Origin of the sequence: Streptomyces sp. NPDC050418, from assembly GCF_044458745.1 — a bacterium.
Lineage (GTDB): Bacteria > Actinomycetota > Actinomycetes > Streptomycetales > Streptomycetaceae > Streptomyces.
In genome coordinates this window covers 31,663-47,982 of sequence record NZ_JBITIG010000011.1, presented here as the reverse complement: position 1 = coordinate 47,982, position 16,320 = coordinate 31,663, and the positions used below count along the sequence as shown (strand labels likewise).

14 protein-coding genes are annotated in these 16,320 nt (G+C 69.9%); 1 reads left to right on the top strand and 13 read right to left on the bottom strand.

From position 1 onward, the window contains the following. Positions 1 to 81: 81 nt before the first annotated feature. From ACIBI4_RS25880 to ACIBI4_RS25870, 3 genes are all read right to left on the bottom strand, one after another. Positions 82 to 849 carry a TIGR03936 family radical SAM-associated protein gene (locus ACIBI4_RS25880; protein WP_399206434.1) on the bottom strand — a complete coding sequence of 256 codons (768 nt, stop codon included), beginning with the start codon at positions 847 to 849 and terminating at the stop codon, positions 82 to 84. Between the two features lie 48 nt (positions 850 to 897). After that, positions 898 to 2,205 (bottom strand): hypothetical protein, encoded by a 1,308-nt coding sequence (locus ACIBI4_RS25875; protein WP_399206433.1) that lies wholly within the window; start codon positions 2,203 to 2,205, stop codon positions 898 to 900. 232 nt (positions 2,206 to 2,437) lie between these two features. Then, positions 2,438 to 3,478, bottom strand: a complete 1,041-nt coding sequence (locus ACIBI4_RS25870; protein ID WP_399206432.1) for an amidohydrolase family protein — start codon at positions 3,476 to 3,478, stop codon at positions 2,438 to 2,440. A 122-nt stretch (positions 3,479 to 3,600) separates the two neighbouring features. Between ACIBI4_RS25870 and ACIBI4_RS25865 the strand changes: the two genes are divergently transcribed. After that, entirely contained in the window at positions 3,601 to 4,254 is a 654-nt protein-coding gene (locus ACIBI4_RS25865; RefSeq protein WP_399206431.1) for a LysE family translocator, read from the top strand. A 61-nt stretch (positions 4,255 to 4,315) separates the two neighbouring features. On the opposite strand, the gene ACIBI4_RS25860 is transcribed toward ACIBI4_RS25865, so the two are convergent. The 10 genes from ACIBI4_RS25860 to ACIBI4_RS25815 form a co-directional block, all read right to left on the bottom strand. Then, positions 4,316 to 5,239: a hypothetical protein gene (locus ACIBI4_RS25860; protein ID WP_399206430.1), complete on the bottom strand. Its 924-nt coding sequence runs from the start codon at positions 5,237 to 5,239 to the stop codon at positions 4,316 to 4,318. 57 nt (positions 5,240 to 5,296) lie between these two features. Continuing rightward, a complete protein-coding gene (locus ACIBI4_RS25855) occupies positions 5,297 to 7,222 on the bottom strand; it encodes a TIGR03960 family B12-binding radical SAM protein (protein WP_399206429.1) in 1,926 nt (641 codons plus the stop codon). A 59-nt stretch (positions 7,223 to 7,281) separates the two neighbouring features. Further along, the gene (locus ACIBI4_RS25850) at positions 7,282 to 8,805 is read right to left on the bottom strand and encodes a CHAD domain-containing protein (protein WP_399206428.1); all 1,524 of its coding nucleotides are present in this window, start codon (positions 8,803 to 8,805) and stop codon (positions 7,282 to 7,284) included. Between the two features lie 126 nt (positions 8,806 to 8,931). Then, the gene (gene rodA, locus ACIBI4_RS25845; RefSeq protein ID WP_399206427.1) at positions 8,932 to 10,119 is read right to left on the bottom strand and encodes a rod shape-determining protein RodA; all 1,188 of its coding nucleotides are present in this window, start codon (positions 10,117 to 10,119) and stop codon (positions 8,932 to 8,934) included. Beyond that, complete coding sequence (gene mrdA, locus ACIBI4_RS25840) at positions 10,119 to 12,290, bottom strand: penicillin-binding protein 2 (RefSeq protein ID WP_399206426.1); 2,172 nt, start codon at positions 12,288 to 12,290, stop codon at positions 10,119 to 10,121. The genes rodA and mrdA overlap by 1 nt, the downstream gene beginning before the upstream one ends. Continuing rightward, on the bottom strand, positions 12,287 to 12,961 hold the full coding sequence (gene mreD / locus ACIBI4_RS25835) for a rod shape-determining protein MreD (protein WP_399206425.1): 675 nt from the start codon (positions 12,959 to 12,961) through the stop codon (positions 12,287 to 12,289). Before mreD ends, mrdA begins: the two co-directional genes overlap by 4 nt. A gap of 5 nt (positions 12,962 to 12,966) precedes the next feature. Continuing rightward, positions 12,967 to 14,010, bottom strand: a complete 1,044-nt coding sequence (gene mreC / locus ACIBI4_RS25830; RefSeq protein WP_399206424.1) for a rod shape-determining protein MreC — start codon at positions 14,008 to 14,010, stop codon at positions 12,967 to 12,969. Between the two features lie 131 nt (positions 14,011 to 14,141). Further along, the gene (locus ACIBI4_RS25825) at positions 14,142 to 15,161 is read right to left on the bottom strand and encodes a rod shape-determining protein (RefSeq protein ID WP_399206642.1); all 1,020 of its coding nucleotides are present in this window, start codon (positions 15,159 to 15,161) and stop codon (positions 14,142 to 14,144) included. A 280-nt stretch (positions 15,162 to 15,441) separates the two neighbouring features. Then, positions 15,442 to 15,855, bottom strand: coding sequence for a nucleoside-diphosphate kinase (gene ndk / locus ACIBI4_RS25820; RefSeq protein ID WP_399206423.1), 414 nt, complete (start codon positions 15,853 to 15,855; stop codon positions 15,442 to 15,444). Between the two features lie 106 nt (positions 15,856 to 15,961). Further along, the gene (locus tag ACIBI4_RS25815) at positions 15,962 to 16,315 is read right to left on the bottom strand and encodes a DUF4233 domain-containing protein (protein WP_399206422.1); all 354 of its coding nucleotides are present in this window, start codon (positions 16,313 to 16,315) and stop codon (positions 15,962 to 15,964) included. Between the last annotated feature and the right edge of the window lie 5 nt (positions 16,316 to 16,320).

The following is a 16,320-nucleotide window of genomic DNA, read 5'->3' as shown; positions in this document are numbered from 1 at the left end:
CGACCCAGGTGGCTCCCGAGTACAAGGGCTGCGCTTCGACGACCGTCCCTGCGCGGGACCTTCCCTCTAGGGCCTGTGGCCCTAGCTCTGCGCTGCCGCGGCGGTCGGCTCTGCGTCCTCTTGGGTGGAGGACGCGGCCGCCTCGCGGTCGGGCGCGAGCGGGTCGGTGACCGTGCCGGACTCCTCATCGAAAGGCCCCTGGGCCAGCCTGGTCACCGCTGCGGGGACCGGCGGCACCAAGTCGGCTACGGCTCGGAGACCGGACAGGACGTCGTCGGGTCGTACGGCAGGCGTTGCATGCCTTACAACCAGCCGCAGTATCGCACAGGGCCCGGCCCCCGGCCTATCAGCCCGGGAGTCGAGTGCCTGCAGGGCGGCCACGGCGCCGCGGGCGTCGAAGGTGCGCATGCCGTTCTTCGTGAGCCGTCCGACCTCGACGGTCTCGGCTTCGAGGAACGCCTTCACGGCGGCCTCGGCCTGCGCTGCCTCCACGCCGTCGAGCCGGAGCTCCCAGACCGAGGCCTGCAGCCGGTCCGCGAGACCCGAGGTACGGGCCTCGACCGCCTCGGTGATGTCGAGCCCGTCGGGCAGCGACTCGTCGAGGAGGGCACGGAGCTGCGCGGGGTCGCGCTTCTCCGTCAGAGCGATCTCCAGATACTCGGCCTCGCTGCCCGTGCCGGTGGGTGCGGCATTGGCGTAGGACACCTTGGGGTGCGGAGTGAAGCCCGCCGAATACGCCATGGGGACCTCGGCGCGACGCAGGGCACGCTCGAAAGCGCGCTGGAAGTCGCGGTGGCTGGTGAACCGGAGGCGGCCGCGCTTGGTGTAGCGCAGTCGGATGCGCTGCACCGCGGGTGCGGGCGGCGGGCCTTCGGGCTGTCGCTTGCCCAGTTGTCCTCAGTCCTTCGTGAACTTCACCGCCGCCGCGTTCGGCAGCGGCTGATGGTGAGCAGGTGCGGTCGTACTGCTACCTAGAGTACGTGCCCGGGCCGCCCGCGGTTCCCGCCGGGCCTTTTGTACGGGGATCGGCTCGGGCTCCTGCCGGGGCGCCCCGAACAGCATCCGCCGGAAATCCGCCCGCGCCTGCCGGGCGCTCTCGCGGGCCGCGGTCAGCGCCTTCCGCGCGGTGCGCCCCGCTTCGCGTACGGCCCCGGCGACGGGCCGCCAGACCGCGTCCCGTACGAAATGCCCGACCGGTGTGAAGACGTTCCGGTACGCCCAGCGCACCGGCTCCACGAAGATCCACCGCAGGAGTGTCCCGAGGGCCCGTCCGACGGCGCGTGAGATCCGTCCGGCGATCCGCCAGGCGTGCCCCAGCGCGTCCCCGATCTCACGCGCGACCACGGCGATGCCCTTGCCGAGGGGCACGAACACCCAGCGCCACAGGGCGACGAGGGGTACGACGAAGACCCAGCGCAGCAAGGTCAGGACGCCTCGCCCGAGCCAGAGGATCCCGTGCCCGACCGGGGTGAGGACGTACGTGTACAGCCACACGGCGGGGACCACGACCAGCACCCGCCCCAGCCACGCGAGCCCGGTCATGAGCGCGGCCCCGAGCCACAGCAGCCCTCGCCCGACGGGCGCGAGCACGTACTGCCACAGCGCCACCCAGGGCCACACGAACAAGGCCTTGCCGAGCCAGCCGAGACCGGCCCCGAGCATCCGCCCGAGCCAGGCGAACCCGGCTCCGATCGTCCGCCCCAGCCAGGCGAGTCCGTGGCCGACCGGGGTGAGGACATTCACGTACAGCCAGACCGCCGGCACCACGAACACCTTGTGCAGCAGCCACCCGACGCCTAGCGCCACGGGCACTACGACGTACGTCCACAGCGCGACCCACGGCCAGACGAACAGCGCCTTGCCGAGCCAGCCGAGTCCGATCCCGGCCATCCGCCCCAGCCAGACGATCCCGTGCCCGATGGGGGTGAGGACGTTCCCGTACAGCCAGATCGCGGGCACGACGAACAGCACCCGCCCGAGCCAGGCGATCCCCCGCCCGACCGGCAGCAGCACCGTCCGCTGCAGGAACTTCCCGGCCACGACCAGCGCGTCCCACGCGATGCGTACGGGTACGACGAGCACCAGCACGACGATCCGTACGGGAATACGTACCGCCGCGGCGATACAGCCCTCGGGCTCACGCGGGGGCGGCGGCGCCGGGGTCGCCCGGGACGGGGACGCCTGGGGCGCCTTCTCAAGGTCCATGCCTGACAGGACGCATCAGAGCCCGCCCCGGATCCCCTCCAGTGTTGCGACCCAATAACGCAGCTTGCCGCCGTGCCCGATCTCGGACCCCCGCCGTTCGCCGCGCACCCGATGTTCCCGCCGCGGGCACGGAGTTGGGGCGCGAAGCGTGGGACCCCCGACCGCGAGATCCGCCTCCTGGGCGGCTGGGAAGGACGCGCGCGGCCGCGCATCGGGCGGATCAACCGCAGTATCAGCGCACGACCTGCCCTCGCACCACGATCCGCCGCGGATGCGCCAGCACCGCCGGCTCACGCCGCGGATCCGCCTCGTACACCGTCAGATCGGCGAGGCCGCCCTCCTCGATCCCCGGCAGCCCGAGAAACTCCCGCGCGCGCCAACTCGCCGCCCCCACCGCCACATCGGCCGGAAGCCCGGCGGCGACCAGATGCCCGACCTCGCTCGCCACGTTCCCGAACGGCGCCGAATCCGTCCCCGCGAGCACCGTCACCCCGGCGTCGTGCGCTTCTCCTACCCGCCGGATCATCGTGTCGTGCCCGGCCAGCCAGACCCGGGAGCGGGCGGTGCCACGCGCGGCGACCTCGGCACGACTGCCCGCGAAAGCAGTCAACGTCGGAACGTACGCAGCCCCGTTGGCGGCCATGAACCCCAGACTCTCCTCCGGCATCCCCATCCCGTGCTCGATGGAGTCGATCCCGGCCCGCGCGGCGTTCAGCACCCCGTCCGCCGACTGACAGTGCGCGGCCACCCGCCCACCCACGGCATGCACCGCCTCGACGACGGCCCGCATCACGTCGTACGGCACGGGCGGAGCCTCGAAGTCCCAGTCCCCCATGATCTTGCACCAGCCGTCATGGGCCACCGCCTCCGCAGCGGCGGCCTGCGCCAACTCCTCGGTGACGGTGTGGAATTCGGCCTTCCGCGACAGCCCGGCCCAGGCCAGCCACCGTCCGGCGGTGATCATCCTCGGCGCGCCCACCGCCTCCCGCACGGCATCCGGCACAGTCCCGCTCAACCCAGGAAACCGCAGCAGAGCGGTCCCGGCCTCCCGGTGCGCGGCCACCTGCTCGCCGAACAACTCCCCGTCGAAGCCACCGTCTTCGGCGGCACCGGGATGCGTATGCACATCCACCAGCCCGGGCAGCACGAACCCGCCACGGGCCACCGTCTCCGATTCCACCCGAGGCCGCTCAAAGGTGATCCGGTCGCCCAGCACCCACAGATCCCGGGTCACACCGTCGGGCAAGATGGTCCCGCGTACGTGGAGGTTCATGACCCCGCAGTCTGCCTGCCCTGCCGCATCCGAAGCCACCACCTTTCCCGAGCCGTTGGCAGTGCCCGATACCGGGCAGATTTCTGGAGTTGCGCGCCGGCCCGGCCATAGAATCACCCCACATGATCGACCTCTCCGCTCTGTGGGGCTTCACCCTGATCGTCGGCCTGCTGACCCTCACACCCGGCCTCGACACCCTGCTCATCCTGCGGACGGCGGCGCTCGGCCAACGGCGCGGCGCCTGGGGTGTGATGCTCGGCATCCAGACCGGAACCCTCGCCTGGGGCATGCTCAGCTCCCTCGGCGTGACCGCGCTCCTGACCGCATCCCACTTCGCGTACACGCTCCTGCGCTGGGCCGGCGCCGCCTACCTGGTGTGGATGGCGGCCCGAATGCTCTGGGCGGCCCGCCGCCCGTCCGTGAACGGCCGTGCACCGCACGGGAACGCGAACCCACAAGCCCCGGACACCACCCCGGACTCACTCCTGCGGGGCTGGCGTCAGGGCGCGCTGACCAATGTCCTCAATCCCAAGGTGGGCGCCTTCTACGTCGCCGTGCTGCCGCAGTTCATCCCCACGGACGCCTCCCCGCTCGGCATGGGCATCCTGCTGGCGGGCGTCCACTGCGTGCTCGGCATCCTCTGGTCCTGCGTCCTCATCGGATTCGCCCGCGTGCTGCGGGACTGGCTTCGCCGGGACGTCGCACGCCGGTGGCTCGACCGCATCGCGGGAATGGCCATCGGCGCCTTCGGCGTCCGGCTCGCCCTGAGCGACTGAGCCACCAAACGACCGAAGGGCAGTGGCAGATGAATGGCGCCGAACGACGTCCAACCGGAGATCAAGGCCATCGCCCTGCAGTCGCTTCGCGTGCGATGCCACGCCATCTCTCTTCGCCACCGGGCAGGGGCCAGGCCCAGGTCGGCCGAAGCGCAGTCCTCAGGTCGTGGAGGCGGCGCGCGAGCTGCGGGCCGGCCGTGGCGGCACCGTCCGGGACCGAGGGACCATGCACGGCCCGAAGTTCCGCGAAACGCTCGAGTTCGCGCTCGTACGAGCTCACGGCTTCGTCGGTCCCCGCGGCCACGTCGTCATTTGGCGCCGTACGGTGCAACTGCAGCAGTGGAGGCTCGACGGACTCGGCGATCGCCGCGGCGAGCCGCGCGTGACCGTCCAGGATCAGATGGCAGTCCAGGCCACTGACCCACCACAGCAGAACGGGCGCAAGCGTGCCTTCACGAGCCTGTTTGCGATACGCCTTGACCCGGCTGTCCTCCGCATCGGGCATCGGCCGCAACGGGAGGACCTGCCACGCGTAGGAATGGATGTGCCAGTCGAGGTATCCGTCCGGGTGGCAGTCGACGAGCAGTGAACTCCAGTGTTCTGCATGCGAATCGTCGGGGTGGCGACCTCTCAGAAGCCGGCTCTCGCACGAGAGCAGCCACCGGCCCTCGTGCAGAGGGCTGCCCGGGGAGCCCGCGAGATCCTGCGCAAAGCGGTGAGCCCAGCGTTGCGCGCTGCCCGCCAACGCGCGTCCTGCGTCAGCGCGCAGCGGCGGGACGAAAGAGCGATAGTCATCGGTGCGCCAGAAGTCCACGCCCTGAAGCTGCTCGTCGACGACGGCGAGCAGAACCGGGCTCCCCGACTGGGAGACCAAGAGGTGCTTCCCGGCACTGAACACGCACAGCCCCGGCTGGTGGGTGCCCTGCGCGCTCAGGGACAGTCCCACCCACGTGCCGTCGTCCCGCGTGACGTTGCTGCGCCGCATTCCGCGATCCATGCCATGGTCTCGAAGTCGCGGTCGTAGCACAGTGATCCGGTCCGGCTACTTCACCACCGACAGCGGCAGCAGCTTCTTCCCGGTCGGCCCGACCTGGATGTGTGTATCCATCTGCGGACACACCCCGCAGTCGAAGCAAGGAGTCCAGCGGCAGTCCTCGACCTCCGTCTCGTCGAGGGCGTCCTGCCAGTCCTCCCAGAGCCAGTCCTTGTCGAGGCCCGAGTCCAGGTGGTCCCAGGGCAGGACCTCCTCGTAGGTGCGCTCGCGGGTCGTGTACCAGTCGACGTCGACGCCGTACGGGGCCAGGGCCTGGTCGGCGCAGCGCATCCAGCGGTCGTACGAGAAGTGTTCGCGCCAGCCGTCGAAGCGGCCGCCGTCCTCGTAGACCGCGCGGATGACGTCGCCGATGCGGCGGTCGCCGCGGGACAGGAGGCCCTCGACGATGCCGGGCTTGCCGTCGTGGTAGCGGAAGCCGATGGAGCGGCCGTACTTCTTGTCGCCGCGGATCTTGTCGCGGAGCTTGCCGAGGCGCTCGTCCGTCTCCTGCGCGCTGAGCTGCGGGGCCCACTGGAACGGGGTGTGGGGCTTGGGGACGAAGCCGCCGATGGAGACCGTGGCGCGGATGTCGTTCTTGCCGGAGACCTCGCGGCCCTTGCCGATCACGGACGTGGCCATGTCGGCGATCTGGAGGACGTCCTCGTCGGTCTCGGTGGGCAGGCCGCACATGAAGTAGAGCTTCACCTGACGCCAGCCGTTGCCGTACGCGGTCGCGACCGTACGGATCAGGTCCTCTTCCGAGACCATCTTGTTGATGACCTTGCGCATGCGCTCACTGCCGCCCTCGGGGGCGAAGGTGAGGCCCGAGCGGCGCCCGTTGCGGGTCAGCTCGTTGGCGAGGTCCACGTTGAAGGCGTCCACGCGGGTGGAGGGAAGGGAGAGGCCGATCTTGTCTTCCTCGTAGCGGTCCGCGAGGCCCTTGGCGATGTCGCCGATCTCCGAGTGGTCCGCGGAGGAGAGCGAGAGCAGGCCGACCTCCTCGAAGCCCGTGGCCTTGAGGCCCTTGTCCACCATTTCGCCGATGCCGGTGATGCTTCGCTCCCGCACGGGGCGCGTGATCATGCCTGCCTGGCAGAAGCGGCAGCCGCGGGTGCAGCCGCGGAAGATCTCGACGGACATGCGCTCGTGGACGGTCTCGGCGAGCGGTACGAGGGGCTGCTTGGGGTAGGGCCACTCGTCGAGGTCCATCACCGTGTGCTTCGAGACGCGCCACGGCACGCCCGAGCGGTTGGGCACGACGCGGCCGATGCGGCCGTCGGGCAGATACTCGACGTCGTAGAACGCCGGGATGTAGACGCTGCCGGTCTTGGCGAGGCGGAGGAGGACCTCCTCGCGGCCGCCGGGCCGGCCCTCGGCCTTCCAGGCGCGGATGATCTCGGTCATGTCGAGCACGGCCTGCTCGCCGTCGCCGATGATCGCCGCGTCGATGAAGTCCGCGATCGGCTCGGGGTTGAAGGCCGCGTGGCCGCCCGCGAGGACGATCGGGTCGTCGAGGCCACGCTCGCGCGACAGGAGCGGGATGCCCGCCAGGTCGAGGGCCGTGAGCATGTTGGTGTAGCCCAGCTCCGTGGAGAAGGACAGGCCGAACACGTCGAAGGCCTTCACCGGGCGGTGCGAGTCCACGGTGAACTGCGGCACGTCGTGCTTGCGCATCAGCTCTTCGAGGTCGGGCCACACGCTGTAGGTGCGCTCGGCGAGGACACCCTCGCGCTCGTTCAGTACCTCGTAGAGGATCATGACGCCCTGGTTGGGCAGACCGACCTCGTATGCGTCCGGGTACATCAGCGCCCAGCGGACGTCGCACTCTTCCCACGGCTTGACGGTGGAGTTCAGCTCTCCACCCACGTACTGGATGGGCTTCTGCACATGCGGCAGCAGCGCCTCAAGCTGAGGGAAGACGGACTCGACAGACATCAGGGAGACCTTCGATGAGCTGGCAGGGGTGACCCTCCAGCCTAACCCGTCCCGTGCGGTTACTTGACTTCCTCCAGGTCGGAGGCGTATTCGGGGTGCTCGTCGGGGCTCAGCGCGGGCAGATCGCGCTCGCAGTCGGCCGCGATCCGCTCTTCGCGCCCGTAGAGCAGGCCGTACGTGAAGGAGCTCTCGCCGGCCGCCTGGGCCTGGGCCGCGATCTCGCGCAGGGCCTGGCGGCACATCACGCTGTCCTGGTGTTCGCCGAGGAGGGTCTGCAGGGACTTCGCGTAGCCGGCCATCCGCTTGGCGGGCTTCCCGAGCGCGGGGGTCGCGGCCTCGGCGGCGTACCGGGTGCGCTTGGCCTTCTTGCGGGCCTCGTGCATCGCGAGGTCGCGTTCGGCCGGCGCGGCCTCGCCGAGGGCTTCGTGCACGAAGCCGGTGAGCTTGCGGTAGTCGTTCAGGACCGCGCGGGGCAGGACGTCGGCGGGTGCCTTGCCGGCGGCGGGCCGCAGCGGCGGGCCGGCGAGCAGCGCGTCGAGGGTGTCGAGCAGCGCGAGGTAGCGCCGGCCGTCGAGCACGGCGGTGACATGCCGCTTGGTGCCGCTGCGGCGGGCCGTGGACCAGGTGCGCAGCCGGGTGCGGACGGGTCCGGCGGTGAGCTGGCGCGGCAGTTCGGCGACGGCGGCGTGGATGCGTTCGGTGAGCACCTCACGGTCCCGGTCGAGGCCCAACTCGCCTGCCAGCCACTTGAGTTCCTCACCGATCGGGTCGGTGACGGTCCGGTCGAGGATCTTCCCGTACGAGCGGAAGGCGCTGCGCATACGGCGGGTGGCGACGCGCATCTGGTGAACGGAGTCGGGCTGGTCCTGGCGTACGGCGGGGTCGAGCGCGACGAGGGCGTCGCGCTGTTCGCGGACGTAGGCGAGGACGTGGTCGCCGGCGGTGACGGGGGCGGCGGGCGCGGGCGTGACGGGGACGGCGGGCAGGCCGGTCTCGGCGAGGGCGCGGGCCAGCTTGGAGGCGGCCGCGGCGGGCTCGATGCCCGCCTTGCGCAGGCGCTTCTCGACCTTGTCGAGGACGGCGGGGTCGGCGCCTTCGGCCAGTTCGACCTCGATCTCCGTCCAGGTCGTGCTGCCGCCGCCTTCGGTGAGCCGGTCGGCCTGTACGGCGTCGACACTGACTTCGGCGAGCAGGGTGCCGTCGGCGTCGACGAGGTGGCGGATGGCGCGGTCGGAGCGCAGCCGGACGACCGGTATCAGGTCCTGGCCGCGGACCCGGGAGCGGACGAGACCGGCGAGGGCGCGCGGCACGGCGGCGGAGAGGGGTGCGTGGACCTCGTCGCGGATGCCTTCCGCGACGGGCAGTTTCAGATGCCAGCCGGCGTCGTCGCCGCCGGTGCGGCGGCGCAGGGTGCGGGAGGCGGCGGCGAGGCGGAGGTCGGCGGTGTCGTAGTACGTGGCGTCGAGCGCGGTGAGCCCTTTGTCGATGACGGACGAGACGCCCTTGACCTTCGACAGGTCGGGCAGCTTTCCGCCCGGTCCGGCTTCGTACTTCCGCTCGATCTCGCGCTTCGTCTCCGCCATTCCCTGAATCTAGACGCGAATCGTGACGCAAACCAGAGGCCGTTTGCGCCTGCGTGAACGGAAGGTGTCTTCCGCGGGGAGGTTCTCGGCAGCAGGCCGCCACGGTGAACCTCCCCCGCGGCGGGGTCAGGCCGACATCGGCTTCTGCACCCGGATCGACTGCAGCAGCCCGATCGCGATCCACACCGCGAACATCGACGTACCGCCGTACGACACGAACGGCAGCGGCAGACCGGCGACCGGCATGATGCCGAGGGTCATCCCGATGTTCTCGAAGGCCTGGAAAGCGAACCAGGCGATGATCCCCGCGGCCACGATCGTCCCGTACAGCTCGGTGGTCTCGCGGGCGATGCGGCAGGCGCGCCACAGCACGACACCGAGCAGCAGGATGATCAGGCCCGCACCGAGGAAGCCGAGCTCCTCACCGGCGACCGTGAAGATGAAGTCGGTCTGCTGCTCGGGCACGAACTGGCCGGTGGTCTGCGAGCCGTTGCCGAGCCCGGAGCCGGTGAGGCCGCCGGAACCGATGGCGATACGGGCCTGGTTGGTGTTGTAGCCGACGCCCGCGGGGTCGAGTGCGGGGTTGGCGAAGGCCGCGAAGCGGGCGATCTGGTAGTCGTCGAGGACTCCGAGCTGCCAGACGGCGAGGGCGCCGGCCGCGCCCGCGCCGAGCAGTCCGGCGATCCAGCGGTTGGAGGCGCCGGAGGCGAGCAGCACCCCGAGGACGATCATCGCCATCACCATGACCGAGCCGAGGTCCGGCATCAGCATCGTGATCATTATCGGGACGGCGGCCAGGCCGAGGGCCTGCACGACCGTGCGGTGGTCGGGGTGCTCGCGGTCGCCGGCGTCCACGCGCGCGGCGAGCAGCATCGCCATCCCGAGGATGATCGTGATCTTCACGAACTCCGAGGGCTGCAGCGAGAGCCCGCCGAGGTCCAGCCACGCGTGCGCCCCGTTGATGGTGGTGCCGAGCGGGGTGAGGACCAGGAGGACGAGGAACACCGAGACGCCGTACAGGATCGGGACGGCGGTGCGCAGGGTGCGGTGGCCGAGCCAGATGGTGCCGATCATCAGGCCGATGCCGATACCGACGTTCATCACATGCTTGAGCACGTACGCGTACGGGTCGTCGCCGACGAGTTCGGTGCGGTTGCGCGTGGCCGAGTAGACCAGCGCGGAGCCGATCACCGAGAGGGCGAGCGTGGCGAGCAGTATCGGCCAGTCGAGCCGGCGCGCGAGGGAGTCACGCGCGAACAGCTTCGACATGGTGCCGCGCTCGGGCCCGTATCCGGAGACGGAGAAGCCGCCCATCAGTCGCGCCTCCCCGGGGTGAGCGCCGCCGCGAGCTCCTGCTCGTCCGGCTTGTCCGGCTTGTTGGGCTGGTAGGGCTTCACCTTGGGCGCGTCGATGGAGCCGTCGGTCTCGATCTTCGGCAGGGTCTTCTGCGGCTTGGGCAGCAGGGCCTTCTTGAGGTCCTGGTTGCCGTCGGCGTCGAGCCCGTACATCGCGTCGTAGATCTTGCGCACGGCGGGGCCCGAGGCACCGGAGCCCGTACCGCCCTGCGCGATGGTCATCACGATCGTGTAGTCCTCGGTGTACGTGGCGAACCAGGAGGTCGTCTGCTTGCCGTAGACCTCGGCGGTACCCGTCTTGGCGTGCATCGGGATCTTGTCCTGCGGCCAGCCGCCGAACCTCCAGGCGGCGGTACCGCGGGTGGCGACTCCCGCGAGGGCATCGTTTATCAAGTCCTGCGTCTTCGCGTTCATCGGCAGCTTGCCGTGCGACTCGGGCTTGATCTCCTCGATCTGCTTGCCGTCGGGGCTGATGACCGCCTTGCCGACCGAGGGGTCGTAGAGCGTGCCGCCGTTGGAGATGGCCGCGTAGATGGTGGCCATCTGGATCGGCGTGACGAGGGTGTCGCCCTGGCCGATCGAGTAGTTGACGGAGTCACCGGCGCGCATCTTCATGCCTTCGAGGCAGTTCTCGTACGCGATGCGCTCGGTGTAGTCGCCGGACTTCTTGCCCTGCTTGCACCAGGCGTCCTTGTTGGCCGCCCAGTAGTCCTTCTTCCACTGGCGGTCGGGGACGCGGCCGGTGACCTCGTTGGGCAGGTCGATGCCGGTCTCCTTGCCGAGGCCGAACTGGTGGGCGGTCTTGTAGAACCAGTCCTTGGCGTTCTTCCTCGGCTTGTTGCCGCCGTCCTTCTGCCACTGCTGGTGGGAGAGCGCGTAGTAGACGGTGTCGCAGGAGACCTCGAGGGCCTGGCCGAGGGTGATGCTGCCGTGGCCCTGGGACTCGAAGTTCTTGAAGACCTGGCCGCCGATCGAGTACGAGCTCGGGCAGGGGTAGCGCCCGTTGAAGTCGTACCCGGCGTTGACCGCCGCGGTGGTCGGGATGACCTTGAAGATCGAGCCGGGGGCCGCCTGGCCCTGGATGGCCCGGTTCAGCAGCGGGAAGTTGGACTTCTTGCTGGTGAGCTTCGTGTAGTCCTTGCCGGAGATGCCGCCGACCCAGGCGTTCGGGTCGTAGTCCGGGTTGGAGGCCATGGCGACGATCCGGCCGGTCTTGGACTCCATCACGACGACAGCGCCCGAGTCGGCCTTGTAGTTCATGCTCGTGTTGTCGTCGTACTCCTTGCGGGCGGCCTTCATCGCCTCGTTGAGCTCGTACTCGGCGACGCGCTGCACGCGTGCGTCGATGCTGGTGACGACGTTCGCGCCGGGCACCGCGGGCTCGGCCTGCGTCTGGCGCATGACCCGGCCCAGCTTGTCGACCTCGTACGCGGTGACGCCGGCCTTGCCGCGCAACTGCTTGTCGTAGGTGCGCTCCAGGCCCGAGCGGCCGACCTGGTCGCTGCGCAGATACGGCGAGTCGGAGTCCTTGGCGCCCTGGATCTCCTCGTCCGTGACGGGCGAGAGATAGCCGAGGACCTGCGAGGTCTTCGCGCTGCCGGGCGCGGTGTAGCGGCGCACTGCGGTCGGTTCGGCGGTGATGCCGGGGAAGTCCTCGGCGCGCTCGCGGATCTGCAGCGCCTGCTTGGGCGTGGCCTCGTCGGTGATCGGGATGGGCTGGTACGGCGAACCGTTCCAGCAGGGCTGCGGGGTCTCGGAGTCGCAGAGCCTGACCTTGTCGGCGACTTCCTTGGGCGCCATGCCGAGGACGTCGGCGAGGCGCGTGAGCACCGCGTCGCCGTCGTCCTTCATCTTCATCAGCTCGGTGCGCGAGGCGGAGACCACGAGCCGGGTCTGGTTGTCGGCGAGCGGCACTCCGCGCGCGTCGAGGATCGAGCCGCGCACGGCGGGCTGGACGACGCGCTGGACGTGGTTGCCGTTGGCCTCGTCGGCGTACTCGTCGCCGTTGCGCACCTGGAGGTACCAGAGGCGGCCGCCGAGGGTGAGGAGGAGGGAGAGTACGAGGATCTGCAGGATGATCAGGCGGATCTGGACCCGGGGTGTCCTGCCTGTCTCCGGAATGTTCGTCACAGGCGCTTGACCCCCTTGATCTTCCCGGCCCTGGCGACCCGGGCCTTGCCCGCCTTCATACGGAATCCACCGCGCTGGCTGCCGATCCGCAGCCCCGTGCCGGAGGAGAGCCAGCCGGAGGCGACGTTGCCCGCCTTGGCGGAGCCGCCGCCGGTCTCGGCCAGCGGATCGTTCTCCGCGCGTCTGGCGAGCCACATCACGCCCGGCACGACGAACGGGGCGAGCAGCAGGTCGTAGAGCGTGGCGCTGAACAGCAGGCCGCCGAGGCCGACATGGCGGGCGGCGGTGTCGCCGACGAGGGCGCCGACGCCCGCGTACAGCAGCGTGGAGCCGATGGCCGCGCCGACCACGACCGCCATGGGTCCGGTGGCGGTACGGACCTGGCCGCTCTCGGGCCGTACGAGACCGGCGAGGTAGCCGATGACGCAGAGGACCAGGGCGTAGCGGCCGGCCGCGTGGTCGGCGGGCGGTGCGAGGTCGGCGAGCAGGCCCGCGCCGAAGCCGACGAGGCAGCCGCCGACGTGCCCGTACACGAGCGCGAGACCGAGGACGGTGAGCAGCAGCAGGTCCGGGACGGCGCCCGGGAGATGGAGCCGGGCCAGCACGCTGACCTGGACGACGAGGGCGACGACCACGAGGGTGACCGACAGGAGCATCCGGTTGAAGCGCATGGCAGTTACTCCTGGTCGTTCCGTCGTGCGTCGGGCGCCTGGCTCTCGCCGACGGCGGGTTCGTCGCCGCCTGCGGCGTCCTCGGCGTCCGCGTTCTCACCGGCGGCCGCTTCCTCGCCGTCGGCCGGGAGTTCACCGTTCGCGTTCGGGGTCACGGTGACCGTCACGGTCGGGGTCGGCTTGGGCTTGACCGGCTCGGGGAGCACCTTGTCGCGCGGGTCGGTGCGCGGGGCCTCGACGACGACGCCGACGATGTCGAGCTGGGTGAAGCCGACGTACGGCTTCAGGTGCACGGTCCGGGTGAGACCGCCGTCGGACGGGTCGATCTTGACGACCTCGCCGATCGGTACGCCCGGCACGAAGGGCTTGTCGGACTGCGAGCCGAAGGTGACCATACGGTCGCCCTTCTTGACCTTGGCCTTGCCGTTGAGCATCTGCACCGACAGCGGGCGGTCGCCCTGGCCGGTGGCGAAGCCGAGCTCGTCACTGGACTCCAGGCGCGTGCCGACCGTGAAGTCCGGGTCGCTGGCGAGGAGCACCGTGGAGGTGCTGGGGCCGACGGTGGTGACGCGGCCGACGAGACCGTCGCCGTTGAGCACCGTCATGTCGCGCTTGATGCCGTCGCCCGCGCCGGCGTCGATGGTCACGGTCCAGGAGAAGCCCTGGGCCGCTCCTATGCCGATGACCTGCGCGCCCTTGATCCCGTACTGTCCCGCGCCGGCCGTCTTCAGCATCTTGTCGAGCTGGCGGACGCGGCTGCGGTTGCGGTCGTCGCTGCCGAGCTTCGTCTTCAGCGCCGCGTTCTCGCGCTCCAGCGCGCTGATCCGGTCGTGGCGGTCGCCGGACTCCCGGATGGCCTTTATGGCGTTGCCGACCGGGTCGACCGCGGCCGATACCCCGTTCTCCACCGGACCGAAGACGGTCGCGGCGGCCTGCCGGGCACCGTCGACCGGAGACTCCTCGCCCCCTCTGATGTCCACCGTGATCAGTGCGAACGCGATGGCGATCAGCAGCACCAGGAGCAGCCGGCTCTCTCGTGTGTCCCTCACGTGCGGCGGCCGTGCCTTCCTCATTGGAATGGTCTGTCTTGCCGTTTTCTATTGGTTTGTAGTCTTGCGTCTATATCAACGATCCGCCGCCCGAAGTGGCAGCCTCGGACGGCGGATCGGCGAAATTTACGTCATCTGCGCGGCGAGGCGTCGAGCACCTGCTGCAGTGCCTCGAACTCCTCGACGCACTTTCCGGAGCCGAGCGCCACCGAGTCCAGCGGGTCCTCGGCGATGTGGATCGGCATGCCCGTCTCGCGGCGGAGCCGCTCGTCGAGGCCGCGGAGCATGGCGCCGCCGCCGGTGAGGACGATGCCGCGGTCCATCACGTCGCCGGAGAGCTCCGGCGGGCACTTGTCGAGGGTGGTCTTGACCGCGTCCACGATCGAGTTGACCGGCTCCTCGATGGCCTTGCGCACCTCGGCCGCGGAGATCACCACGGTCTTGGGCAGGCCCGAGACCAGGTCACGGCCGCGGATCTCGGTGTGCTCGTCCTTGTCCATGTCGTAGGCCGAACCGATCGTGATCTTGATCTGCTCGGCGGTGCGCTCACCGAGAAGGAGGCTGTACTCCTTCTTGATGTGCTGGATGATCGCGTTGTCCAGCTCGTCGCCGGCGACCCGGATCGACTGTGCCGTGACGATTCCTCCCAGGGAGATCACGGCGACTTCGGTGGTGCCGCCGCCGATGTCGACCACCATGTTGCCGGTGGCCTCGTGGACCGGGAGGCCCGAGCCGATGGCCGCGGCCATGGGCTCCTCGATGATGTGCACCTGGCGGGCGCCGGCCTGCGTCGACGCCTCGATGACCGCACGGCGCTCGACGCCCGTGATACCGCTCGGCACACAGACGACCACGCGCGGGCGGGCCAGGTAACGGCGCTTGTGGACCTTGAGGATGAAGTAGCGGAGCATCCGCTCGGTGATCTCGAAGTCGGCGATGACGCCGTCCTTGAGCGGGCGGACCGCGACGATGTTGCCAGGGGTGCGGCCGATCATCTTCTTCGCCTCGGCGCCGACCGCGAGGATCCCGCCGGTGTTCGTGTTGATCGCGACCACGGACGGCTCGTTGAGTACGATCCCTCGGCCCCTGACGTACACCAGCGTGTTGGCGGTCCCGAGGTCGACAGCCATGTCACGGCCGATGAACGACATATTGGTTCCCATCAGGAGCGTCTGGCCTTCCCAAAATGGTGCATTGATGGCTTGTCAGGTCGGCACGGTGGGCACTGCGGCGTGGAGGCTCCATCGTAGTCTCGCCTGCACGGACACGGTGCGGGGGTCTTCGCCATTGTCAGCAGACGATGCGCCGCCCCGCTAATGGGGACGAGCCGACGGAAGGATGCGTTCCCCCAATCGGCTTGCATATGCCAAAGGGGCGACCGCCTGCTGAGCGGCCGCCCCCTGGCAACAAAGCCGGTACTTGCCCGGAAGGTTACGCCAGACCCGGGAAGAAGATCTTGAGCTCGCGCTCGGCGGAGTCCTCGGAGTCCGAGGCGTGGATCAGGTTCTCGCGCACGATGCTGCCGAAGTCGCCGCGGATCGAACCCGGGGCGGCGGCGATCGGGTCGGTGGGGCCGGCCAGGGCGCGGACGCCCTCGATGACCCGCTCGCCCTCGACGACGAGCGCGACGACCGGGCCCGAGGACATGAACGCGACGAGCGGCTCGTAGAACGGCTTGCCCTTGTGCTCGCCGTAGTGCTGCTCCAGGACGTCCTGGCTCAGCGAACGCAGCTCCAGCGCGGTGATCTGCCAGCCGGCCTTGCGCTCGATACGGCTGAGGATCTCGCCCACCAGCGAACGGCGGACGGCGTCCGGCTTCAGCAGGACGAGGGTGCGCTGGGTCATGGTGTGCGGCTCCTTGGCTTCACGGCGGCGTGCGGACCTTTGAGACTACTAGGAGTCACGGGGAGGCCATGGCCGGGGCGCCTGCGGGCCCGCCTGCGCTCCCCTGTCAGGCCGGGTCCGCCCCTGCCGCCTGCTGGGCCGCGAACCGTGCCTTCGCCTCGTCGACCTTGCGGCCGAAGTGCACCGACACACCCCACAGCGCCGCGAAGCACGCGCCGAGGAAGAACATCGTCGGCACGATGAAGCCCGAGGCGATCAGCGCGATCTGCAGCGCCCAGCCGAGCTGGACGCCGCCGGGCCGCGTGATCATTCCGCACAGCAGCACGGACAGGACCATCGCGATACCGCAGACGGTCCACACCGTGCCCTGCGACAGGTCAGGGTCCTTCATGGCGACAAGGCCCGCGAAACCGATGATGAAGAACTCACCGATCAGAGTGGAAGCACAGAGCGTACGCATCGGGG

Coding starts and splice junctions, on each gene's coding strand:
- ACIBI4_RS25875 (WP_399206433.1), bottom strand. CDS start 2,205: ATGGACCTTGAGAAGGCGCCCCAGGCGTCCCCGTCCCGGGCGACCCCG.
- ACIBI4_RS25870 (WP_399206432.1), bottom strand. CDS start 3,478: ATGAACCTCCACGTACGCGGGACCATCTTGCCCGACGGTGTGACCCGG.
- ACIBI4_RS25865 (WP_399206431.1), top strand. CDS start 3,601: ATGATCGACCTCTCCGCTCTGTGGGGCTTCACCCTGATCGTCGGCCTG.
- ACIBI4_RS25860 (WP_399206430.1), bottom strand. CDS start 5,239: ATGCGGCGCAGCAACGTCACGCGGGACGACGGCACGTGGGTGGGACTG.
- ACIBI4_RS25855 (WP_399206429.1), bottom strand. CDS start 7,222: ATGTCTGTCGAGTCCGTCTTCCCTCAGCTTGAGGCGCTGCTGCCGCAT.
- ACIBI4_RS25850 (WP_399206428.1), bottom strand. CDS start 8,805: ATGGCGGAGACGAAGCGCGAGATCGAGCGGAAGTACGAAGCCGGACCG.
- rodA (WP_399206427.1), bottom strand. CDS start 10,119: ATGGGCGGCTTCTCCGTCTCCGGATACGGGCCCGAGCGCGGCACCATG.
- mreD (WP_399206425.1), bottom strand. CDS start 12,961: ATGCGCTTCAACCGGATGCTCCTGTCGGTCACCCTCGTGGTCGTCGCC.
- ACIBI4_RS25825 (WP_399206642.1), bottom strand. CDS start 15,161: ATGTCGTTCATCGGCCGTGACATGGCTGTCGACCTCGGGACCGCCAAC.
- ndk (WP_399206423.1), bottom strand. CDS start 15,855: ATGACCCAGCGCACCCTCGTCCTGCTGAAGCCGGACGCCGTCCGCCGT.
- ACIBI4_RS25815 (WP_399206422.1), bottom strand. CDS start 16,315: ATGCGTACGCTCTGTGCTTCCACTCTGATCGGTGAGTTCTTCATCATC.